The sequence below is a fragment of the Oxalobacteraceae bacterium OTU3CINTB1 genome, assembly GCA_024123955.1.
Lineage (GTDB): Bacteria > Pseudomonadota > Gammaproteobacteria > Burkholderiales > Burkholderiaceae_D > Rugamonas.
The window spans coordinates 5,165,097-5,188,704 of the sequence record CP099652.1 but is presented as its reverse complement, the minus strand read 5'-3'; the positions used below and the strand labels follow the sequence as shown (position 1 = coordinate 5,188,704).

The following is a 23,608-nucleotide window of genomic DNA, read 5'->3' as shown; positions in this document are numbered from 1 at the left end:
GCCTTAGTCGCAACGACGTGTTCTACCGCTTTGAAACGTGGTGCCGCACTGATGCGCCTAGCATCAGCATGAAATTCTGATCGGTGACCATGAATATGACCACATTATCGATGACGCCACGCCGTGCCGGTTGGCTGATGTACGCACTGACCACCACGCTGTTGTGGGGCGTATGGGGCGCGTTTGCGGGCCTGCCCAGCCAGCATGGCTTTCCTGAAACGCTGATCTATGTCGTGTGGGCGTTGACGATGGTGCCGCCGGCGCTGTTCGTCCTGGCCCGCAGCGGCTGGCGCGTACGCCGCGACGGCCGTTCGATCGGGTATGGCCTGACCATCGGCGTGCTGGGCGCCGGCGGGCAGATGGTGCTGTTCTACGCGGTGAAGGCCGGTCCGGCCTACCTCATCTTTCCGCTGATTTCGCTGTCGCCGGTGCTGACGATCGTGCTGTCCTTCCTGTTCCTGCGCGAGCGTACCGGCGCCATGGGCATAGCCGGCATCCTGCTGGCGATCTGCGCGCTGCCATTGTTCGACTATGCGCCGCAAGGCGCGCCGCAGCAGTATGGCATGTGGTTCGTGCTCGCGCTGGGTGTGCTCGTCGCATGGGGCTTGCAGGCCTACTTCATCAAGCTGGCCAACGCCAGCATGGATGCGGAAAGCATCTTCTTCTACATGACGCTCAGCGCGCTGATCTTCATCCCGGTGGCGCTGGCGATGACCGATTTTTCGCAACCGATCAATTACGGTCCATCAGGGCCGCTGCTAGCCGCCGCCACGCAGATTTTGAACGCGGTCGGTGCACTGACGCTGGTGTACGCCTTCCGTCATGGCAAAGCGCTGATGGTGTCACCACTGGTGAATGCCGGCGCACCTCTGCTCACCACCGTGATCGCCTTGGCGCTGGCATCGACGGTGCCGACGGGCTTCCGGCTGGCCGGCATTGTCTTGTCTCTCGCGGCAGCGCTATTGCTGGCGTTGCAGCCGGACGATAGCGCTGATGAATCTACTTAAGGAGTTTTAACAATGGATTATTTATTGAACCTGGTGCGCCGCCACAAGGCTGATGAAGCAGTTGGCATCCATTCAGTGTGCTCCGCGCATCCGCTTGTTATCGAAGCCGCGATGGAAACCGCACTGGAGCGCCATTTGCCTGTGCTGATTGAATCGACCTCCAACCAGGTCAATCAGGATGGTGGTTACACCGGCATGACGCCGGCCGCATTCCGCGATTTCGTCTACGGCATTGCCGACCGCACCGGCCTGCCACGCGAACGCGTGCTGCTGGGCGGCGACCACCTGGGACCGAATGCGTGGCAAAGCGAATCGCCCGCTGCCGCCATGGCCAAGGCCGACGTGCTGATCGACCAGTATGTGCAGGCGGGCTTTCGCAAGATCCACCTCGATTGCTCGATGTCGTGCGCCGGCGATCCGGTGCCACTGCCCGACGCCGTGGTTGCCGAGCGTGCGGCGCGTCTGTGCGTGGTGGCCGAGCGCGCGTGGCGTGCTTCCGGCGGCGAAGCGCCAGTATATGTCGTTGGCACCGAGGTGCCCGTGCCGGGCGGGGCGCATGAAGATCTGGATGAACTAAGCGTCACCAGCCCCCACGCTGCGGCGCTGACCATCAAGGTACACCGCCTGGCGTTTGCTGCAGCCGGCCTCGATGCTGTATGGCCACGTGTCGTCGGCCTGGTGGTGCAACCGGGGGTAGAGTTTGACCATCACAAGGTGATCGACTATCAGCCGCAGAGCGCGGCGGAGCTGAGCCGCTTCATCGAAGGCGAGCCCACGCTGGTGTATGAGGCCCACTCGACCGATTATCAGACGCCGTCCAACCTCGCCGCGCTGGTAGCCGGCCATTTCGCGATCCTGAAAGTGGGTCCGGGGTTGACCTTCGCGCTGCGCGAAACCTTGTGGGCGCTGGCCGACATCGAGGAAGAAATGACGGGTGCCGGCAACGGGTCCGATTTTAAGAACACGGTGCTGGAAGTGATGCGAACCGAGCCGGAATACTGGCGCAAGTACTACGACAACGATCCGGCCCGTGCGCGCTTCGACCAGCAATACAGCCTCAGTGACCGCATCCGTTACTACTGGCCGCATCCGGCCATCCAGGCCGCGCAGGCGCAGTTGCTGGACAACCTGGAACGCACCACGCCGCCGCTTACCCTGCTCAGCCAGTACCTGCCGGCGCAATACGAGGCGGTGCGCGAAGGGCGGGTGCGCAACCTGCCGGTTGAGTTATTGAAAGAAGGCGTGGCCAAAGTGCTGCGCCAATACATGGATGCCTGTGCAGGCGCCGCAATCAAGGAGCTGGAAACATGCTAGTGGTAGATAAGGTGGAAAATGATATTTTGGGACTCAATACCACAGCGCTCGATGCTGCCGGTGGCGGCTTGACCGCGCGCGAAATCGCGCAACAGCCAGGCGTGTGGCCGCAAATCGATGCGCTGGTGACGGATAAGCGCGCCGAGCTGGACGGATTCTTGGGCCCGCTGCTCGCCTCCGGCAACCTGCGCATTGTGCTGACCGGTGCAGGCACCTCGGCCTTTCTCGGCGAATGCCTTGCGCCGGCCATGCTGGGCAAGGGCTGGCGCGCCGAAGCCGTCCCGACGACCGACATCGTTTCCGGCCCGCAGCATTTCCTACAAGCTGATGTGCCGACCTTGCTGGTATCGTTTGCTCGCTCCGGCAGTAGTCCGGAAAGTCTGGCGGCGGTCGCTCTGGCAGACCAGTTGGTGAAAGACGTGCACCACCTTGTCATTACCTGCAACGCCGATGGCGCGCTGTATCGCATAGCTCAAGGTCGCGCCGATGTCTATGCCATCCTGCTGCCGGATGCGACCCATGACCGTGGCTTTGCCATGACCACCAGCTTCACCTCAATGCTGCTGGCTGCTGCCCTGGCGTTCGGCTTGCTGCCGCCCGATTCTGCCGCAGTGTCGTCAGCCGCTGGCGCCAATTTGCATGGCACTGCGTTGCCGCTGCTGCAATCACTGGTGGCGCAAAAATACAAGCGCGTAGTCTATTTGGGCAGCAACGAGTTGCGCGGGCTGGCGCGCGAAGCTTCGCTCAAACTGCTGGAGTTGACCGATGGTCGGGTGGTGGCATTGTTCGATTCGCCGCTGGGTTTCCGTCATGGTCCGAAGACGGTCGTCGACAATGAAACGCTGGTCGTGGTGCTGCTGTCCAATGATCGGCAGGCGCGCCGCTACGATCTGGACCTGCTGCGAGAACTGCGCAATGATGGTCGCGCCGGTCGCGTGCTTGCACTGAGCGGTCAGACAGGGCCGGAATTGGACGACGACTGCGTGGTGCTGGAAGGTGCAGAATTTGTTTGTGACCTTGCGCTGGCGCTCCCCTACATTTTGTTCTGCCAGTCGTTTGCGCTACTGCAGTCCCTGGCGCAAGGGCTGCGCCCGGATACGCCAAGCGTTTCGGGCACCGTCAATCGCGTGGTGCGTGGAGTGACAATCTATCCGCTGGCAGGAGAGCTGCATGTTCCTCGGGGTTGATGGCGGCGGCACCAAAACAGCATTTGCACTGATCGACAGTGCGGGGCGGGTGCTGGCGCGGCATCAGGAAAGCAGTGCATATTATATCGAGGTAGGCATGGCCGGTGTGTCGGCCCTGTTGGCGCGTGGCTGTGCTGCGCTGTTTGCAGCGGCCGGCGTTACTGCGGCAGATATAAGCTTTTCTTTCTTCGGGCTGCCGGCCTACGGTGAAGATCGCACTGTACAGGCGCGACTGGATGCTCTGCCGCTCGCGGTGCTGGGCCATGGCCGCTACCTTTGCGGCAACGACATGGTGTGCAGCTGGGCAGGTTCACTAGCAGGCGCGGACGGCATCAGCGTCATCGCAGGTACTGGCTCGATGGCTTACGGCGAATTCGCAGGGCTCCGGGCGCGAGCCGGCGGCTGGGGCGAATTGTTCGGCGACGAGGGCTCGGCGCACTGGATCGCGCGCGCCGGTCTCGCGCTGTTCTCGCGCATGAGCGATGGCCGTGCGCCACGCGGGCCGCTGCTTCAACTGGTGCGCGAGCGTTTGGCTTTGAGGGACGATCTGGATCTGTGTCAGGTCGTCTACGGCGACCTCAAAGGAGAACGCAGCCGCATTGCTGGATTATCTCGACTTGTGTCGGAAGCTGCTGCGCGCGGAGACAGCCAGGCGCAAACTATCATCGCCGCCGGCGCCTCGGAGCTGGCCGCCTTGGTCGATGCAGTCAGGACAGGGCTGGGTATCGATGCTGCCCAGTGCTTGGCTGTGTCCTATACCGGCGGCCTGTTTGGTGAAGACGGTCCGCTGCGCGCACCATTCGCCCTTGCGCTGGCGGCGCGTGGAGCTTCCTATCGTTTGGTGGCGCCGCGCCTGGCTCCAGTGCTGGGTGCCGCGCTGTATGCCGCCCGCAGCTCCGGCTCGCCGCTCGACTTCGCTGCGTTGGAACGCTTGGCAGACTAAAAAAGGAGTTTTATATGCGTTGGCCTCTCTTAACTACCCTTGTCGCGGCCCTGATCGCCGCTCCGTCTTTTGCGGCCGATGGCTACACCATGGACGACTTCGAAAAAATCCCGAAGATAGATGCGCACCTGCACTTGCATGGTAAGAACCAGGACGCCTGGCTGGCGCTGGCACGTAAGGACAATTTCCGTGCGTTGACCATCAACGTCGACTATCCGGATTTTCCGTCGCTCGACCAGCAGCGCAAGGTGGCCAGCGCGCTCCGACATCAACATCCCCGGCAGGTGGCCTGGGTCGCAACTTTCTCCACCGACGGCTTCGACCAGCCGGGCTGGAATGAGGCAACACTGAAAAGCATCGATGCGGCACTGGTTGACGGCGCCGTGGGTGTCAAGGTCTGGAAGAATATCGGTATGAGTTTACGCGACGGCCAGGGTAAGCTGGTGATGATAGATGACGCCCGCTTCGCACCATTGTTCAACGCCTTGACGCAACGCGGCGCCATGGTGCTGGGGCATCAGGGCGAGCCTCACAACTGCTGGTTGCCGATCGAAAAGATGTCGGTCAACAATGACCGCGAATATTTCAAGAATCATCCCGCCTATCATATGTACTTGCATCCAGAAATGCCCAGTTACGAGCAGCAGATGGCCGCGCGCGACCACCTGCTGGCGCAGCATCCGAAAATGCGTTTTACGGGCGTACACCTTGCGTCCCTGGAATATGACGTTGGCCGGATCGGACGGTTTCTCGATGAGCACCCAGGCGTGAGGCTTGACGTCGCCGCCCGTATTGGTCAGTTGCAGTACCAGTCGCAGCGGCACCTTGAAACGGTACGCGCTTTTTTCATCAAATATCAGGATCGGCTGATGTATGGTTCCGACCTAGCGCAGTCGGCAGAGCAGGACGATGCGGCATTCGTCGCGGACATGGGCACGGTTTGGCGGCGCGACTGGCGCTACTTCGTCACGGGCGACAGCTTCGCCGTGCCGGAACTCGATAAGCCTGTGCGCGGCTTAGCGCTACCGCGCGCAGTGATCGACAAACTCTATCGCATCAACGCGGAGCAGGCTTATCCAACGGCCTGGCAATAAAAAAAGGGAGACTCATGAACAAAGAACTGGATCTACGCCGCCGCACTTTGCTGCAGTGGCTGGCTGGGACGGCAGTGGCGTCAACTGTGGCCGACGCCACCGCCGCCGTGGCGCCTGGCGCCAAAGGCAAGGATGTAGCGCGAATCGGCGATGCTTCCATGGCCCTGGAATTCGATGGCCAGTTGCAATGCCGCGTAGTCTCGCGGCTCGGGCCACGACCGGCGGCGGTGACGGCGTTCGAGCCTAGCGAGCGTCTCAGGGTGGTGCAGGGTGCACATGCCGACAGTGGCCCCAGTGGCGCCGGCATCAACGCAGCCGTCGTAGCCGCCAGCGCCAACGCGGCCAACGCCGCCAACGGTCGCTGGATCGAGCGCTTTGCATTGTCCTCGCAAGCGGCTGACCGCGTGGACGGCCCACAGGGGCCGGGCGTGAGGCATCGCTTAAGCGGCAAATCGGCCGAAGGCATCGAAAAAACCGTGACGGTGACCTTCTATGACCGATTGTCTGGCTTTGCCGTCATCCGCGTCGCTTACCGCAATGTCGGCAACAACTCACTGACGGTTGCCGGCTGGTCCAACAGCGCCCATACGCTGCGGCCAGCAGCCGGTCGCAAGGCTGCGTTCTGGACGTTCTCCGGGGCATCGCACGCCGACCGGCGCGACTGGATACAACCGCTAGTGGACGGTTTCGACCAGCGTAACTTCATGGGCATGAACGCTTCTGACTACGGCAGTGGGACGCCGGCAGTTGATGTATGGAACCGAGACTGCGGCCTGGCCGTTGGCCACCTCGACACCGTGCCAAGGCTTGTGGCATTACCCGTGCGCTCGGTGGCTGGCGGGGCATCATTGGCGGTCGATTTCGAAACCGAGGCAACGCTGCAGCCCGGCGAAACGCTGGAGACGATGGATACCTTCCTGGCGCTGCACAAAGGTGATTATTTCTCAGCGCTGGACCAGTATCGGCAGGCGATGGCTGTACGCGGCATCAGTGCCCCTCAGGCACCGGCCGAATCATACGAGCCGATCTGGTGCGCTTGGGGTTACGAGCGCAATTTTACCGTGCCGCTTATGATTGGCACACTGCAAAAAGCTAAGGAGCTCGGCCTCGAATGGGCTGTACTCGATGACGGCTGGCAGAACAATGAAGGTGACTGGAAGCTTGACTCTAAAAAGTTCCCGAATGGCGACGCCGACATGCGCAGCCTGGTCGGCTCAATCAAGGACGCGGGCCTGAAAGCGCGGCTGTGGATTACGCCACTGGCGGTTGATCCGGGGTCGGACCTGCTGCATGATCACACGGACATGCTTTTGCTGGACAAGAACGGTGCACCGCAACTGATCACGTGGTGGAACAGTTTCTACCTATGCCCGGCCTATGAACCAACCATCGAGATGACGCGAAAATGGATACGCAAGATTTTCGGCGAGTGGGGCTATCAGGGCCTCAAGATTGACGGCCAGCATTTGAACGGCGTTGCACCCTGCTACAACCCGGCGCACAAGCATGCGCGGCCCGAGGAATCTTACGAGAAGCTGCAGGACTTCTGGAAAATGGTGTACGACACCGCGCGCGAGATCAATCCCAATGCGGTGGTGGAGCTTTGCCCCTGCGGAACCTCGTACGCCTTCCATAACTTCCCGTACATGAACCAAGCGCCTTCGGCCGACCCCTTGTCGTCTTGGCAGATACGCCACAAAGGCAAGACGTTGAAGGCGCTGATGGGCCGCTCCGCCCCATACGCTGGCGACCACGTCGAGCTGAGTGATGGCGGCGATGATTTCGCCTCGACCATCGGTATCGGGGCGGTATTGTCGACCAAATTCACTTGGCCGGTAGATCCCAAGCCCAAGGACAGCTATCTGCTGACACCGGAGCGCGAGGGCCAGTGGCGTAAATGGATAAGCATCTATCGCGACAAGATGCTGTCTAACGGCGTCTATCGCGGCGAGCTGTACGACATCGGCTTCGACAAACCCGAGGGCCACGTCGTGCAAAAGGATCGCAACATGTATTTTGCTTTTTATGCACCCCGTTGGGATGGACCCGTTGAAATCCGGGGACTTGGCCCCGGCCGCTGGCGCCTGCGCAACTACGCCGATGACAAGGACATCGGCGAGGTCGACGGCGGGCGGCCACAGCGCCTCACACTGCGTTTCGAGCGTGCTCTTTTGTTGGAGGCGACCCCGGTATAACCCGCAGCAGCCACCTCGGCTGCTGCGCTTTCCCCTGGCAGACACCATGGAGCAAAGGCTACAGGCGGCCTCTGGCTGCCCAGATCTGTTAAGCTGTTGTTTTGTTAAAACTTATCGCCCAACTATGGCACAGACCGGTCAACGCCGCGCAATTATTCTGAAAGCACTCACCGAGCACGGATCTGTGCAGGTTAACGAACTTGTCAAACAGTTGGGCGTCTCGGCGGTGACAATCCGCAACGATCTGAGTACGTTGGAGTCGCAGGGCCTAGCCATCCGCAGCCACGGTGGTGCCATGCCGGCACGCACTCCGCCGACCGAGCATACGGTGCCGCAAAAAGACGCGATCAACCATGACCAGAAAGAGCGGATCGGTGCTCTGGCCGCCAGTTTGGTGAAAGCAGGTGAAAACGTCATTATCGATTCGGGCACCACTACCATTTCGCTGGCGCGCCACCTGCGTAACGCGCAGAACATCACGGTGATGACAAACGGCCTCAACATCGCCTGGGAACTGGCCGACGCCGCCGGCGTCGACCTAATCCTGACCGGCGGTTTGCTGCGCAAGCAATCGCTTTCAATTCAGGGCCTGCAGGCTGAAGCTTGCTTGCAAGCCTATAACTTCGATAAGCTCTTCCTCGGCGTTGACGGCTTTGATCTGAAGTTTGGCGTGACGACTCATCACGAAGCGGAGGCGAGCCTCAATCACAAGATGGTGGATCGGGCAAAACAAGTAATTGTCCTCGCAGATGCGTCAAAGTTCGGTTGTGTAAGCCTCCACCGCATCGTTCAACTAAATCGCGTGCATACCGTTATTACCGACGCTGGCATCAGCCGCGAGTACCGCGACGGCCTGCTCAATGCCGGCATCGAGCTCCTGATTGCCGATTGACCCAAACCGTTATTTCCCTAGTTACGATCCGCATTGCCTTAACGGCGCCGGGGATCGTTTGCTAACCAGCGCTGATCAAGGCAGCTGGTAGAAGTGGAATACGGTGGTCTGGGCGTAGTTCTGGCCCGGGTCCAGGCGCGTGGACGGGAATGCCGGCTGGTTCGGACTGTCGGGATAGCCCTGCGCCTCGAAACTGATCGACTGGTATTTGGTCAGGCGCTGACCGCCCTTGCCCACGATCTCGCCCTTCAGGAAATTACCGGTGTACACCTGCATGCCGGCCTCGGTCGTGGCGATTTTCAGGCCGCGACCGGACTGGCGATCCTCGAACGTGACGGCCGGCTTCGGCGTTACGGTTTTACCGCCGCGCAGCACGTAGTTATGGTCGATGCCGCCGTTGGCCAGCCCCAGCTGCGGGTGCGTGGCGCGCGCGCGTTGCGTGACATCGGCAGGCGTGCGGAAATCGAACGGCGTGCCGGCCACCGGCAGCGGCTGTCCGCTCGGGATCAACGTATCGTCCACCGGCAGGATGGCGTCCGCTTCGATGGTCAGCTCGGCGTCGGTGGCCAGGCCCGTGGCCGGGATGCCCGACAGGTTGAGCATGCTGTGGTAAGTCAGGTTGACAACCGTGGGCTTGTCGGTGGTGGCGCCATAGTGGATGGTCAGGTCGTTATTGTTATTCAGTTCGTACGTCACGTCGGCCACGACGGTGCCTGGGAAACCCTGGTCGCCATCGGGGGATGTGAGCGTGAACGTGACCGAGGCCTTGTCGGCTGCCTGCTCCACCGATTTGACGACCCAGTTGCGCTTGTCCCAGCCGACTCTGCCGCCATGCAGCGTGTTCGGCGGTTCGCTCTGCGACAGCGCGTACTGCTTGCCGTCCAGCGCGAACTTGCCGTTGGCGATGCGGTTGGCGTAGCGGCCGACTGTCACGTTGGTAAAGCCGGGCGTGGTTTCGTAGCTGGCCAGCGTGTCGTAACCCACCACCAGGTCGGCGGCATTGCCCTGCTTGTCGGGGAAGCGCAGGCTTTGCACGGTGGCGCCGTACGAGATCAGCGTGGCCGACATGCCAGCGGCATTCTTCAATGTTACGGCTTCAACCTTGGCGCCATTGCTCAAGGTGCCGAACGACGTGCGCGACGCGGACAGTCCGGCGGACGCCAGATCGGGGGCCGGCAACTGGCTGCAAGCGCTCAGTCCGACCAGGGTGGTAAGCGAGAGGGCTTTGACGTGTCTCATCGAAAAGTTCATATAGTTATAAAGTCTCGGTTAAAAATAGAATGTGCCATAACGGGACGGGAGTGTTAGGGTAACTTTCTCGTCAAAATATGTCTGACAACGCACCGTGGTTGGGCTTCACCTAGACGCTCATAAAAAAAGCCGCCCCGGGTAGCGGGACGGCAAAGGACACACACGAGGTTGCGGGAGGGGGCCGGGGCGTGTGTTTGGGGTGCCCCTCCCCATCAGAACTTCAGGCTGGCGCCCAGTGTGATGGATCGACCGTAGCGATAATAACCGTTCGGCAGAGTAATGGAACCGTTGCCCAGTTTTGTAACCTGCTTCGCATCGGTCAAGTTGTTACCCTCGATGCTGATCCGCAGCGACTTGTTCACTTCATACGCCATCTGTGCTGTCAACCACGTCACCGCGTTGGCTGTTTCGTTAAATCCGGCACCGAGTACGTTGGTGGCGGTGACGAAAGAATCGGTATAGTCGGCGGTAGTGCTCATGCTCCACGGACCCCGCTCATACAACACGCCCAACGACGCAGTCGCTGGAGCGATGCCCTCTAGCGGTCGTTCGATACCGTTTACCCAGCTGCTAGACAGATTGCGCGTGTACTGCCCGCGCACGCCAAAGCCGTTGTCGAACAAATGTTGCAGGCCGATCTCCATGCCGCGCGCCTTAGCACTGTCGCCGTTGATCGGACGCTGGACGTTGAACAGGCGGCCGCCTGGCGCACCGATGTTCTGCCCCGTGAGCCAGAGGGTAGTAATTTGATTCTTGATATTTTTCTGGTAGAGCGCGAATGTAAGCGCCGAGCTCTTGGCGTAGTACCATTCCAACGACACGTCAGCTTGGCGCGCGGAGTACGGCTTGAGTTCGGCATTGCCTCCGTATATCTGCGTGAAGTCGCCCCAGGAAATGCTTGCGGTGGTGCTTGACGGAGCGAGCTTGTCCACCGAGGGGCGTGCCATTGTCTTGGCAGCGCCGAGTCGAAGCTGCAGCGAGTCCGTTATAGCATAAGTAAAGTTGGCGGACGGTAATGCGAAGGTGTAGCTCGCATCTTGCTTCACGACGGAAGGGGCGGCATAAACAGCAGTAAAGTTGAACGCGCCGTTTTCCACGATTTCGTTGATCTTAGCATCCCATGCCTGCGAGGTGGTTTTGGTGTGAACGAGGCGCACGCCCGCGTCGGCCGTCCATTTTTCGCCGGAAAGCTCAGCTTGCACGAAGGCGGCTGTGGTTTTCTCGGTCACACGGTAACTTTCGAGCGGATTCCATGCCGGCGCCGACAAGGCAGAGCTGTAGACCCCGCCGCCCGGTCTAGGCTTGCCATCGTAGCCCTTTAACGCCTGCGCGTAATTGTTGACGTCAAAACCTAGGAAGCTGCGCGGGAAGTTTCCGGTTACACCTGAAAGGAAGCCGCTCGGGCTCAACGTCTGGTTAATCACATTGGCGCCCAGAGCTCCTACATTAATTGCGTTTTCGCCAGAATAGTGGTCTTGGCCTGCATTGAACGCGTTATTGATCATGTCGCGTTTCTTTTTGCGGTTGGTCTGGCTCAGGCCGAACTTAATCTGGTCGACGTTGAAACGGTCTTGCTTCCATTCGGCATTCAAGGTTGCGCCACCGATGCGGTCATCGATGTTATCGCCCGCCCGGCCATAGTAGTGGGTGTTGAAGTCGCTGTCTTTGAACAGACCTTGGGTCAAACCAGTCTGTAAGTCGCGGCCGTCGGCAAGCGTGGTCTTCACGTCCGGTACAGCCCCACCGTTGAGCTGAATGCGCGTCACATTAGGCTGATTCATACGCAGGACTACGTAGCTGTCCTTGCCGCCGGAGTTGCGCTTCGATGTGGACAGGTAGATGTCGCTGTCTACTCTCAGCGTCGGCGAAATCTTCCATTCCGCTTTCGCACCATACATCGCGGTATCCACCACTCGGAACTCGGTCTTGTTCAGGACCTCGGGATTTAGCCTCAGTTCAGGGTCGGTACTAGACAAAGTCACGTCGGTGACGACGCCGTTTGTGACCTTCATGTTAGACCACCGGCCTGGCGAGTACAGCGGATAGTACGACAGCTGGTAGCCGACTTGCGGCGAGTCCAGTCGGGTTTTGAAACCGTCGAAAATGACCTTCACGTCACTGGTCGGCCGCCATTCCACTTTGCCTGAAACCGCCAGGCGTTTCTTCTTCTCCATAATGGATCCGAAGCGGAACTGTCCGGGTCCTACCAGACCTTCTTCGTTGGCGTCGAGTTTGCCGTTGCCGTTGGGATCAATGGGGCCTCCCCAGGTGTTGCCTGACTCCCAGAACTGGCTAGGGTCGCTTGGAATGGGGTTACGCGACCAGCCGCCATCGTTACCTGCAGTGTCGGTGCGCACATCGCGGTTGGCATAGACGACGCCGAGCAGCACGCCGACCTGGTCGCTGAAGGTGTTGCTGTACGTGCCGGACAGCTTTTTACCGTTTAGGCTGCTCATCTGGTTGCGGTCACCTTCGACGCGCAGTAGGCCGCGCTGGCCCTTCTGGTCGAACGGGCTGGCGGAGCGCAGGTTCACAAGTCCGCCGATGGCACCTTCAATCAACTGAGCCTGGGTCGACTTGACAACGTCGGCACCGCTGATGACGTCAGCCGGTAACACGTCAAAGGCAAAATAGCGACCCGCACTGTCAGTACCAAGCAGGCGGCCGTTGAAAGTGGTGATCGTGTAATCGGGACCTAGGCCGCGTATGCTGACTTTTTGGCCTTCGCCGCCGGCAGTGCGGGTTATGGAGACGCCAGTGATGTGACTCAGCGAGTCCGCGACGTTATTGTCGGGGAACCGACCGAGCTCGGTCGCGCTAATGCTGTCCTGTACAACAGCCGAGTTACGCTTTAGCGCTAGCGACTCCCTTAGGCTGGCGCGGGTGCCGGTGACTACGACCTTAGTTACGTCCTCAACAGTGGGCGTAACAGTGTCGTCCTGAGCTTGGGCGGGGGCAGCGAAAGTGGCCAGTGCGAGTAAGCATGCGGAAGTCAGCGGATGCAGTACCAGGTGAGGGTAACTGCCTGCGTGTGAGCGGCGTTGCAGGTGAGTCATTAAACGGTCCCTTTTCTAAGTTATTGGAGTAGCGCAGGTGAACGCGGTAAACCGAAAGGCTGTCCGATTGAGATAACCAGTCCTACCCCGTAGGGTTGGGAATCGCTGGCGGGTATTGCCTAGCACGTTTACTTTGTTTCGTATTTCAGTTTCACAAGGCCTGATGCTTTCGTTTTCATCAATCGAAAGTATCTTCAGCCATATTTCAACCTGATTAGTTATTTAGTCTATATCGAAACACTTCGAAACTCACTAATTCTTGCGTTTATCTTTTATTTTGTTGTATTTTTGCGTTACCACCATTTAGCTTTCGTTCGAAAGGTGTGCTCGCTAACTTGATGCCGCTGTGAGCGGTGCATGCGTAGTGGCGTCGCGGAATGGCGTTCGAAACACAGCGAGCGTGTCCCACTTGCCGCTGATAGTAGCGCTGCCAGCGGTTCAGGCCTCAAGCTGGTGCTGGCCACTTTGCCCGCAGTGCCTTCGCTTCCTCCAGGCGGCTTCAAACGTGGCTATGCAAACGGACCTTCATGGGATCTTTGCCGTAATCTCGGCGTCAGCATGTTCCGCAGGTCGTCCTTAGTCTGGATCGCTGGTTCGACCGACAGCGTGAGATGTCGCATGGCGTGGAAAACGCGCTCATTGGCAGCGGCGATGATCGGAGTTATTTCCACTGAAACCTAAAGTACGCCGGGCTCCAGTTCGTTGCTTCGGTCGATGTACCAAGAGACCACTGCGGGTTGCAGTGCACATCAAAGAACTGGACTCGAACGAAAAACTCTGCGTCGATGGTGCCCGCCAGTGCGCCGACGAGGTTGGTGCAAACGCAGGCGGGAAGGTCGGGCGTCTGTGAGGATAATTGCAGTGCTCGGCTGAGCAGGGCGCCGAAGTTAGGACGGCTCTGTACTCGCCGAATTGTCGGTCGACGGTCGGCGGGGCAAGACGCAGCTTCGCCTCGTCTATGTAGGGCGGGGCGCCGAGGATCAGCGACGTGGTGTGCACCATTCCTTCCACGGCGGCATTGTTTAGCGAACCCAGCGAACCGCCGTAGACTTCGCGCGCCAAGAGCAATGGGCGAATTCGCTCACGGCAAGCAGGGGGGCAACGCGTATGGCGCCGGGCAGTGCGGCGGAAGTCCCAATTAGGGCAGGGCCTAATCGAGCCACGATTAGATCGGACGACGTATAGCTTCCATGTCCGGTCCGCTTGAATAACTGCCCTGTTCGATAACCACGCTGCACTAAGCGTATTGTGGGCATCGCTAGAGGCGAAGTTACGTGCAAGCGGCATCATAAATTGAACTATCTGTAGACATGCGCACATACTAAATTCCTGATACCCCTCAGTCCTTGGCTAAACATGATAAAGACGAACATTCAGTTTACGTAGGCAAACTGCGCCAAAAAATCTGCAAAGCGCGCCAAATCGACGCCGTATTTGCGGGATTGAAACCTTTTTCAAGCGTTCGTTGCAGGTTTGCACTTGAAACCTTGGTCCACCCGATGTAGGTACAAAAGGGGATGGTTTCGTTTGAGTTGCTCAAGTAACGCGAAAGCGCTACCGGCTGCCATAACTTCACCAGTAGGCGCGTGGAATCCTGCCTTTACGAGGCTGCCGACGTTGTTCATGCAATATTAGCCAGAAATCTCAATGCCCTGCAAAGGAACCGATGCGCGATCACACCCTCCGCAAAAGCCTCTGTTACCTAGGCAAGCTGAAGGAATTCATACCGGCAAGGTGAGCGCCTTGCAAGCGAGACGCATCACGTAATTTTCCAAAGAAGTGCTGGCTACCCTAATAATAAAGAGTGTTCTTCAGGCGAGTCCCCTGTATTTGATTCGGTCGGGGATAATTAGTCGATGGCGATGCTAGTGGTTCTGAAGAAGTTCGACCGGATGTTTTATGAGAAATCCGTTCGGAACACGCGCTATCCGAATGATGGCAATCCGGCAGCAAGCAAAAAATGAGTTTCATACGCGGGGTAGTGCTATCCCAATCTACCTTCGCCAATCCCAAATGGTTGCAATTCGCTATCGAACATCGTGGTCAGTCAAAACCCATCAGTATTTCAGTAACCAGTTAGTCGTTTATCAATCTGCGTGGATGCAGCAATATTTGATTATAAATGCTGTGTGTTTAAGTGCTGGTCTATGAGCGTGGCGACTGCAACGGCGTTCGTATGTGCTAGGTCATGATCTGCGTCCTCAAAAATCACAAGTTTGGCGTATGCAAATTGTTTCGCAAGCTTCTCGCCAACCTTAACTGGACTGATCGGATCAGCACCGCCCCAGAGCAATAAAACGGGGATACGAATTTCTGAAAGTCGCTCTGTCAGATCTTCGTGATAATTCAGGAACCATTCTGGCAGCGTCGGATAGTCTTTTTTTACAAATGCTCTCCAGTCCTCAGCTCCTAGACCGTCCATATTGAGACCGCCGGAGGTCGCTGCAAGAATCAGATGTGTGACATTATCAGGTCGCGCCAATGCAGCTCGGATGGCAACAACACCCCCCATTGATTGCGCGATTAATGCACAGGGGCTGTCAAGTCGACTGACAACTTTGGCGACTAGATCATCAATACCGTTCACGTCTGCTTCAGGTCGTGTTGAACCGAAGCCAGGCCAGCCGATGTGAATTTTTTCCGCTTGGTTACGAATAAGTTGAGAAGCCGGAAGCCAGAAATCCATGCGCCCCAGCGCGCCGGGAAGAAAAAGTAATTTAGAAGGCATTTTATTTTTTAGTGTTGGAGCCAGCAACCGTAACGTGCTTGATTAAGTTGATGGTGCTTGACGTTTTTCCAAGAAATAGAAGGATGGTCCTGAACTTTTTTTATTGATAAGGACCATTGCTCAGCAACCAATCCTACGTGATCCACAGGCAATTTTGAAGCTATCTCGAAACTGGCTTAAAGCATGCGTCATTTTTTTTCGCTCTGTTCATACAATGACTGTGACGCCGCATCCGCTTGCTCTACTACGGAAGGTTGCGCCAACCACCATATCCCTTGGATCTGGTGGTTGGCGCGTGGTCATCAGAAGAAAGAATAACCTAGGCGTAAGCTATAGCGAGGCCCCGAGACAAAAAACGCACGGTAGCGATCACCTATGCCCTGCTGCATTATCTGCTTGTAGCGGGCGTCACCGAGGTTCTGCCCCTGGACATCAATCTTCAAGTTTTCGCTGATTTTATAGGACAGGCCAGCGTCGATTTGACCGTAGTCCGCTGCCCAAAGTGGCAAGCCCCATGGCACATTATGCTGACCGTAGGTAGGGCTGGCGGGATTGGTATCGGTGCCGTCGCCGCCATTGGTCCCGTTACCGCTGACCGTAATCAGACTGCGTGAGCGCCAACTGTAGGCGATGCGCGCTGACACCGGACCACGGTCGTAGAGCAGCGCGAGGTTGTACGAGTTCTTCGACAGATTCGGCAGCGGCAGATTGCCAAAGGTGCGGCCGTCGGTATCGCAGCCATTCACTTTGAGGTTGATGTTGGCGGCACCAGTACCACCGGTGCAGTAGGCCTGGAACACTGGCTGGTAGAGCGTGCGTCGGCTGCGCACGTAAGTGTAGTTGGCGGAGAAGCCGAAACCCTTGAACAAATTCGGAAGCCCGTCATAGTACTGCTGATAGGCCAGTTCGGCGCCCTGGATTTTTCCTTTGGCGCCGTTGACCGGCGAAGTCACCAGGAAGTCCTGCATCTTCCCGCTGGTGTCCGCCAGACTGTAGCCTATGGTCTGGTCGACAATCACGTCCGAGAGACGCTTGTCGAACACTGCCAGCGTCAGCGAGCCTGAATTGGCGAAGTACCATTCGGTCGTCAAGTCGGCCTGTTTGGAGGTGATCGGCTTTAGCATCGGATTACCCGATGCGGTGCCGGTACGATTGACGCTGGTGACAGTAACAACCTTGGTCTGGGCGTTGGTTTGCGAGGTAATTGCTTGGTTCAAGGTGGTATAGGCCTGCAGCGACGAAAAGTCGGGACGCGACAGCGAACTGCCAAATGCGAAGCGGAACTGCAGTTTGTCGCTCGCCTTCATGCGCAGGTTCAACGTCGGCAGAACGTTGTCGTACGAATTCTCGACGTCGAGCTTTTGCGCGAACGCGGCGATGTTCGGAATCGGCACCCCTTGCAGTTGCGAGCCGGCAGGAATGTTCGCGGTCGGTGTGAAGGAAACGAAGCCGCGCGAATGCGAGCGGGTACGAACATAGCGTACGCCGAGGTTGCCATCGACTGGAAAGCGCAGGTCGTCGAAGCCGAATCGCAGCTGGCCATATGCGGCCTGGGACTTCTCGGACTGGTCGTTGGTCCCGGCCGGATTATCGCCGCCGAATTTGGCTGGCTTCCATGGATCGCAACCGCCACCGCCTTGCAAGCGCCGCCGCTCCTCGCATAGGATGTCGTGGTAACTATGCACCTCCGCGTACGACGATGGATAGTCCCTAGGCACGGACGGCGCAGGGAACACCACGGCCGGAACGTTGACCGAGCCGTTAAAGAAATTGGGGAACGAGTTCGTCACGTATGGCGCTTTGAAACGCGGATCGTTCAGGTAAGCCAACTTGTTGATGTTCCAGCCCAGCTGCCATGGTTGCGAAATGGCCGACCAGTTGTAGCTCGGATCAGAATTTTGCGTGACGGCGCTGCGATCAGTAAAGCGTAGGCCGAAACGCACGTCTCGTAATACCTTTGATTCACCGAACGTGTAGCGGGCGTCGCCCTTCCAGATAGTGCCATTGGCCGTGTTCTTGTTACGGTGCTCCATCGTGCTACCCCAGTAGTAATTTGCTGGGTTGGCGAGGAAGACTTTATCGGCATCGCTGAAGGTAATGCTCGGCAGCTCGCCACGGTAGTCGAGTTGCTGGCGCGGCATTTGCATTCCCAGACCGACCGTCGACGAAAACGCCTCTGCTCGAGCCTTTACGCGTTGAAGGTCGCTTTTGAAGGTCCATGCGTCCGATGCCCGCCACTCCAGCTTCCAGGACGCCTCGGTGGTCCGTGAAGTGCCCTCATCGAAGCCGGCAGCATTGTTGAAAGAGATGCCGCCGCTCGGATCTACCAGCGTGCCGGTCTGGAAGGCGCCTTTGTCGTCGTATGTGCCGTCCTGCACCCGTAACCCATAGGCATTCGCTGACGAAAAGATCGACTGACCGTTAGAATGGTCTTGATAGCGCGACTGGAATAAGGTCACATCGCTGCGCAGACCACCGCGCTTCCATTGCAGGGCTCCATAGCCGCCCTGTCGCTTGCGCTCGAATTCGTAACTGCGCCATTGGGCGCCCTTGGGTACCCACACAGTCCGGCCAGGCACCAGGTCCGTGCGAGGGAAGAACGGCTCGAACTGGAAGGTGTCTGTGCGGGTGGCACTTTCCGACGAGGCCAGATCGAATAGCACGCCCCATTCGCCGATGTCGCTCTTCCAGCGATTCGAGTACAGGAATGATCCGGAGTTGCCGGGTTTGCCTTTTTTGAGAGTGGAGTAGCTTTTCTCGAACGACGCGGCGGCGCGCGCGCCCTTAAAATCGAACGGCAACGCGGTACGCAGGTTGACCAAGCCGGAGATACCACCTTCGGTCTGCTCGGCCGATGGATTTTTGTAAACATCGACGCCGGCCATAAGCTCCGGAGGGACATCGCCCCAGCTGAGCGAGCGTCCGCCATTCGCGGCGAAAGCCTCGCGCCCGTTGAGTTCGGAGCGGACATAATTCAGGCCGCGTATGTTGACACCGGTACCTTCGACCGAAAACTTCTCTGAGTCTCCCTTTGGCTGGCGGTCAATGCTGACGCCGACGATACGTTGCAAAACCTCCGTGATTGAGCGGTCCGGCAGTTTGCCAATGTCGTCAGCGACGACAGAGTCGACGATCTCGTCAGCGTCCTGCTTGATTTTTTGAGCTGAATTGAGCGCTGCACGCTGCCCTGTTACCACTACAACGGCAGCCGCGTCATTTCCTTTTTCGCTCTGCGCATGTGCTCCCGCTGTTACCCAAACAACTTGGGCCACCGCGAGCGCAACCGCTGTTTTTTTGGTTTGTTGCATATGCTGTCTCCTGAATAGTTTTGATCACCGATCCGCTATCACCCCGAAAGTATCGTGGTCGAGGTGCACCACTAGCGTGTTAAGCCTGCGGTAGTCTTGTATCGGTTTTGCGCTGAAACCGTTTTCAAAAATTAGCGGAGCGAATGAAGGATATTTTAAAATAGAATGTAAAGTCAATAAGAAAAATAGATTTCCGTCAATGCTACCAAAAGCCCTGGTTAAGGTACCGGATTCCTCTCAGTTAATCGCTGTCTCTTATGATTTTACTTCGATTTCTCTGATGATTTAAGATTCCTTCCCGGGCGTACGATAAGTATCGGCGCACGGGTACGGTGAATTCCTGACTGCCGTCAAGGTTAATATTGTTCTGATTTAGGCTTGCAACATAGCAGAATACATTTTTATCCGGTTGGCCGCTTACCAAACAACAGCAGGCGGCCTGCAACGAAAGTGCCCGCGATGGACGGACACCCTCATTAATCTGATAGACGTTTTAGAACGTATACTTCAGCACGGCACTGACCTTGCGATCCCAGATGTTATGGAAGCGCTGTCTGTCCTTAACACCCATGTAAGAAGACTCTTCGGCCTGATTCGCGTTTTGCATGTCGATCGAAAAGTCATAGTGGTCGTTAAATTTATAGCCGATCGAGGCGTCTAGGATACCGAAGGGTCCGGCAAATATAGGCAAAGAGCCAGAGCCTGGACCCTGCAGCGTATCTAACCAGTCGTCACGATGGCTGTAGGCGACGCGTGCGCGCCAGCCATTTTTTTCATAATAAGCCACTAAATTGTAGCTATTCTTTGAAAGGTATTGAATAGGGAATATGGTGCCGGCAACTGGCCCTGGCGCCTTGCTGTTGACGCGCGTAAAGTTTGCCTGTAGGCCAAGTCCATCGAAAGGCTCGGGCAAGAAAGTTAGGAAGCTTTGAATGCCGATTTCCAGACCGTTGATAACGCCGTTCTCCCCATTAACCTTGCGCGAGACTAGCGCCGTCGTATTATCCGGGTATTCAGGTAAGGAGATATTCTCCGTTACTTGTATATTTTGAATGAACCCGCTGACATTTTTCCTAAATGCGGTAGCATATGTGTAGCTGTCTTTGGTGAAATAGTATTCCAAGGAGGCGTCGAAGGAAGTCGAACGCAGGGGCTTTAAATTAGGATTGCCAACCGTACCCTGAACTTGCTGGCCGGATCCAGCGCCCAACGTGTAACTCGAGTTCGGATTAAGATCGGCGAAGCCAGGGCGCGTAATCTGCTTACCATAAGCCAAGCGCATGAAAAGGTCATTCTTGAATTCCAGGCGTGCATTAAAGCTGGGAAGTTTGTCGATATATTTTGTTTCTTGGCTAATCGGTGTATAAAGGTTGCCGTTTGAGCGTCGCGTTCCTTCGATCGACAGATCGGTTTGTACGACTCGCAAGCCGAAGTTTCCATCCACCGGCAACGATCCAAGCTTGATGCTGTAGTTTGCCTGACCGTAAATCGTGTTGGTCTTTTCATTGGCCGCATACGTATTGAACGGATCAAAAGTTGGGTAGCAAACCACGTCGGAGAGCGCTGCACACACCTTTGCCACATCTTGGGCTACGCTCGCGGGAATAATCCAATTGTAGCTACTGATAACCATATGGTTCAACCCGTTGTAAAAATTGTCTTTATACGGGTTAGGCGAAAAAGCTTCTGGGAGGACCTGGTCCAGTCGATAACCGCTGGACTGAACTGGGATTGCATGGTTTCGGTTGCCGGAACGATTGCCCACGTCGCGCGAGGCGTAGCGCACACCAAAGTCCACACTATTGATAACGTCGTTGGAAAGCAACTTGGTGACATCCACGCGGGCGGCGGTTGCCGAGCCTTCCGACTGGCTGATGCCATGGCTTGAGTCGAGCGGGTTCCATAGGGCCTTATTGTTGAAGTCGAAGCCAGTCAGATCGAGTTTCGGATACTTTCCGCTCGTGTCGAAATTCAGCGTCGTACCTGTCGCATTCCAAGTATTGCTCATGCGCAGTCCGCCGCTGGAACTATCCTGCCCAGAGTTGGTGTGATCGAGGTCTGCAGTCACTCTAATATCGTCGGTAGGCGACCACTTGCTAGTTAAAGCGACCTGATTCGTGAATGAATTTTGGATCTGGTAATTCGTGTTTTGTGTAAAGCCTACGTCGCGATATGCGCCCGAGTGGACGGTGTTTCCATGTCCAGGGACTGTCGAGTAGCCAAATGTCGCGCCGGGCAGAGGCGCCAGAGCCAGCTTGTTAGCATAGGCCACGTAACTATCGTTTTCCCGATCGTATTTGTACTCGGTGGCCGAGAGGACGAACTCGAGTGTGTCGCTGGGACGCCATTGCGCGACCAAATTCGCGCCTTTTCGCGTACGCTTTGTAATGCCGATCGTGTTACCCCCGCCTGCGGGCGCAAACACCAGATCGCCTGGGTCGAGCGCACAGTTATTGGTTTTCGACAGAACGCCGTTGCCGTTAAAGTCAACGAGGTCGCAGCGGTTGCCGTAAGGCTCAACGCCAACATTGTCCTTGCGAACGTTCGACTTATCATGGGTCACGTTGATCATTGCACCGATTTTACCTATGGGCGTTTCCCAGCGATTGCTAATAAGCGCAGAGAGCTGCGGGGTGTTCGATTTATCAAGTGAATTATTTGTGTACCTGGCGGTACCGCTGGCAGAAAAGCCTTTGAAATCGAATGGCTTTCGTGTCTTGAGGTTAATGATTCCACCTAAACCGCCTTCAATCAGGCGCGCCGAAGGATTCTTATAAACGTCAATGCCAGCGAGCAGTTCTGTTGGGATGTTTTCAAGCGTGAAGTCTCGACCAGCATCGCTAAAGATTTCGCGGCCATCCAATAGGGTTTTGACTTGGGCCAAACCGCGAATCGCTACACTTCTACCTTCACCGTCGCTGCGCTGGATCTGTATGCCTGGGACACGTTGCAAGGCTTCAGCGACATTGCTATCCGGTAACTTACCAATATCTTCAGCTGCAATGGAATCAACAACCTCCGTCGCGTTTTTCTTGATGTTCATCGCGCTACGCAAGGATGCTCTCATACCTGTCACTACGACCACCGTTCCTTCTTCCGCAGGCGCTGGCGCCGGTGCGACGACTTCTTGTGCGGAGGCCTGATTGACCATTATTTGTACCGCCACGGCGATTGCCGATAAAAGCAATCTTGGTCGAGCGAAATGGGAAATTGAGGCGTGCTGATTCATGCTTGTCTCCTTCGTTTTTAGAATAAAGTTATACGCGGACGTAGTGCGATGATGCACTGACGTTATTGGAGTACCTCGCGTACTCCGTGCCGCCGAGAGGAAGGCTGTGCACGCACAGGCCGGGCTCGCAGTCGATCGTTAACTGGTTCGGTCGCATTAGCGAACGTTGATGGGTCAACCCGGAAAACTGCGGTGCCCATTTTATGAACCCTGTGGCCTCATCGCCCAAGGGGAGAACTTCTAGTTGTTTTTATAGTTGCGGCGAGCATGTCAAGCAGATTGACTGCACCGCGCGTGTTTGGCATTTTGCAATTACTGCAAGGCTGTTGCAATTGCGAAAATCGCTAAATGGCACCATGAAAATTATCAAGTTCACACGGCGTTCCCGTTTCCTCAACCGATGTGGCGAGTCATAGCATCCGCTAAGAAATTGACTCATCACGGAAGCGTGCCCCCGTGCATGTGGCTCTGTTGCACAAACGCTGAGTCGCCCTTGAATCGTGGCCAGGCAACCTCGACATGGGTTCACCAAGAAACCGAAATGTCGAAGACGAACTGGAAGGGGCACAGCGCGGCGGAAGCCGTATGGTTCGCTAGTGATCTGGCTGGACAAGGAAATGTGCTGGGAAGGCCGTGCCATTGGCAGGCGTAAGCTCAGCCGCAAATGCAGAAAGGCGGCGATCCCAACTTGGTTAACCGCCAAGGCGGTGTTGAATTTGACACGGTGGGAGGAGATCCGCATGGCGCTGAGCTTGCTCAAGCTAGCCGGCCTCGATTGGGAAGGTCCAGCAATTAGTAATGCGTCGTGCCGACAATCATCTCACCATAACAGTAGCGCCAAACCGACGACAACCGGATCGCACCTACTAATCGAGAGTGCCGATATTACGTCGGTGGGGAAAAGAGAGTGGAAAACGCAGAAACATGTTGCCGAACAACGGGGCGGTTGATTCAGGTGCACCTGAAATTGACGTCATGATCATGGCAATACTGACTAATGAAGCGACAAACACCACCACCTTTGACGCGTCGACACCGCCGCGCCTCCTCGACCAGATTGACGTCTATGCCTGCAAGACGTGCCATAAGTCCATGCCTTCCATGGCGCACAGGCCATTTTTAACTCACATTCGGCAACCCCGGAGGAAGCCGGCGATCGGGGCGGAAAAACGCAATGCCATACTGCATCTCTTCCGAAACCTTGGTCGTAAGATATGGAGGGGTAGACCAGATACCATCGGCGCAGCGTTGAATGTGCGCATTCCTCAACCGCTTCACCAAACTCGGATACCCACGACTTCAACCATACCGTAACTTCGCAAGGGCTATGGAGTAGGAGCACCTGATTTACTGTGCAAAAGAGCCTACTTAGCGTCAAAGGTGCCAGTAGAACGGTAGGGGACA

Annotated in this window: 12 protein-coding genes; 7 read left to right on the top strand and 5 right to left on the bottom strand. The window is 57.0% G+C overall.

Annotated elements, in window-relative coordinates:
• The first annotated feature begins 95 nt into the window (after positions 1-95).
• The 7 genes from NHH73_22460 to agaR all read left to right on the top strand — a co-directional run bounded on the left by NHH73_22460 (position 96) and on the right by agaR (position 8,632).
• Complete coding sequence (locus tag NHH73_22460) at positions 96-1,007, top strand: DMT family transporter (protein USX25340.1); 912 nt, start codon at positions 96-98, stop codon at positions 1,005-1,007.
• Positions 1,008-1,019: 12 nt separating this feature from the next.
• Positions 1,020-2,321, top strand: a complete 1,302-nt coding sequence (locus tag NHH73_22455; protein ID USX25339.1) for a D-tagatose-bisphosphate aldolase, class II, non-catalytic subunit — start codon at positions 1,020-1,022, stop codon at positions 2,319-2,321.
• Positions 2,315-3,508 carry an SIS domain-containing protein gene (locus NHH73_22450; protein USX25338.1) on the top strand — a complete coding sequence of 398 codons (1,194 nt, stop codon included), beginning with the start codon at positions 2,315-2,317 and terminating at the stop codon, positions 3,506-3,508. Before NHH73_22455 ends, NHH73_22450 begins: the two co-directional genes overlap by 7 nt.
• Positions 3,492-4,451 carry an N-acetylglucosamine kinase gene (locus NHH73_22445; GenBank protein USX25337.1) on the top strand — a complete coding sequence of 320 codons (960 nt, stop codon included), beginning with the start codon at positions 3,492-3,494 and terminating at the stop codon, positions 4,449-4,451. Before NHH73_22450 ends, NHH73_22445 begins: the two co-directional genes overlap by 17 nt.
• A gap of 14 nt (positions 4,452-4,465) precedes the next feature.
• Positions 4,466-5,545, top strand: a complete 1,080-nt coding sequence (locus tag NHH73_22440; GenBank protein ID USX25336.1) for an amidohydrolase family protein — start codon at positions 4,466-4,468, stop codon at positions 5,543-5,545.
• A 14-nt stretch (positions 5,546-5,559) separates the two neighbouring features.
• Positions 5,560-7,740 carry an alpha-galactosidase gene (locus tag NHH73_22435; GenBank protein USX25335.1) on the top strand — a complete coding sequence of 727 codons (2,181 nt, stop codon included), beginning with the start codon at positions 5,560-5,562 and terminating at the stop codon, positions 7,738-7,740.
• Between the two features lie 124 nt (positions 7,741-7,864).
• Positions 7,865-8,632, top strand: a complete 768-nt coding sequence (gene agaR / locus NHH73_22430; GenBank protein ID USX25334.1) for a transcriptional repressor AgaR — start codon at positions 7,865-7,867, stop codon at positions 8,630-8,632.
• 75 nt (positions 8,633-8,707) lie between these two features.
• Here agaR and NHH73_22425 read toward each other — a convergent pair whose 3' ends face one another.
• From NHH73_22425 to NHH73_22405, 5 genes are all read right to left on the bottom strand, one after another.
• Complete coding sequence (locus tag NHH73_22425) at positions 8,708-9,871, bottom strand: galactose mutarotase (GenBank protein USX25333.1); 1,164 nt, start codon at positions 9,869-9,871, stop codon at positions 8,708-8,710.
• A 224-nt stretch (positions 9,872-10,095) separates the two neighbouring features.
• Entirely contained in the window at positions 10,096-12,939 is a 2,844-nt protein-coding gene (locus NHH73_22420) for a TonB-dependent receptor (GenBank protein USX25332.1), read from the bottom strand.
• Between the two features lie 2,116 nt (positions 12,940-15,055).
• Positions 15,056-15,667, bottom strand: a complete 612-nt coding sequence (locus tag NHH73_22415) for an alpha/beta hydrolase (GenBank protein USX25331.1) — start codon at positions 15,665-15,667, stop codon at positions 15,056-15,058.
• A 302-nt stretch (positions 15,668-15,969) separates the two neighbouring features.
• Positions 15,970-18,975 carry a TonB-dependent receptor gene (locus NHH73_22410; protein ID USX25330.1) on the bottom strand — a complete coding sequence of 1,002 codons (3,006 nt, stop codon included), beginning with the start codon at positions 18,973-18,975 and terminating at the stop codon, positions 15,970-15,972.
• 493 nt (positions 18,976-19,468) lie between these two features.
• Positions 19,469-22,204, bottom strand: coding sequence for a TonB-dependent receptor (locus NHH73_22405; protein ID USX25329.1), 2,736 nt, complete (start codon positions 22,202-22,204; stop codon positions 19,469-19,471).
• Positions 22,205-23,608: the final 1,404 nt, after the last annotated feature.

Excerpts from the sequence above, each read along its gene's own strand:
- NHH73_22455 (USX25339.1), top strand. The coding sequence starts at position 1,020 with ATGGATTATTTATTGAACCTGGTGCGCCGCCACAAGGCTGATGAAGCA.
- NHH73_22440 (USX25336.1), top strand. The coding sequence starts at position 4,466 with ATGCGTTGGCCTCTCTTAACTACCCTTGTCGCGGCCCTGATCGCCGCT.
- NHH73_22420 (USX25332.1), bottom strand. The coding sequence starts at position 12,939 with ATGACTCACCTGCAACGCCGCTCACACGCAGGCAGTTACCCTCACCTG.
- NHH73_22425 (USX25333.1), bottom strand. The coding sequence starts at position 9,871 with ATGAGACACGTCAAAGCCCTCTCGCTTACCACCCTGGTCGGACTGAGC.
- NHH73_22435 (USX25335.1), top strand. The coding sequence starts at position 5,560 with ATGAACAAAGAACTGGATCTACGCCGCCGCACTTTGCTGCAGTGGCTG.
- agaR (USX25334.1), top strand. The coding sequence starts at position 7,865 with ATGGCACAGACCGGTCAACGCCGCGCAATTATTCTGAAAGCACTCACC.
- NHH73_22415 (USX25331.1), bottom strand. The coding sequence starts at position 15,667 with ATGCCTTCTAAATTACTTTTTCTTCCCGGCGCGCTGGGGCGCATGGAT.
- NHH73_22445 (USX25337.1), top strand. The coding sequence starts at position 3,492 with ATGTTCCTCGGGGTTGATGGCGGCGGCACCAAAACAGCATTTGCACTG.
- NHH73_22450 (USX25338.1), top strand. The coding sequence starts at position 2,315 with ATGCTAGTGGTAGATAAGGTGGAAAATGATATTTTGGGACTCAATACC.
- NHH73_22405 (USX25329.1), bottom strand. The coding sequence starts at position 22,204 with ATGAATCAGCACGCCTCAATTTCCCATTTCGCTCGACCAAGATTGCTT.
- NHH73_22410 (USX25330.1), bottom strand. The coding sequence starts at position 18,975 with ATGCAACAAACCAAAAAAACAGCGGTTGCGCTCGCGGTGGCCCAAGTT.
- NHH73_22460 (USX25340.1), top strand. The coding sequence starts at position 96 with ATGACCACATTATCGATGACGCCACGCCGTGCCGGTTGGCTGATGTAC.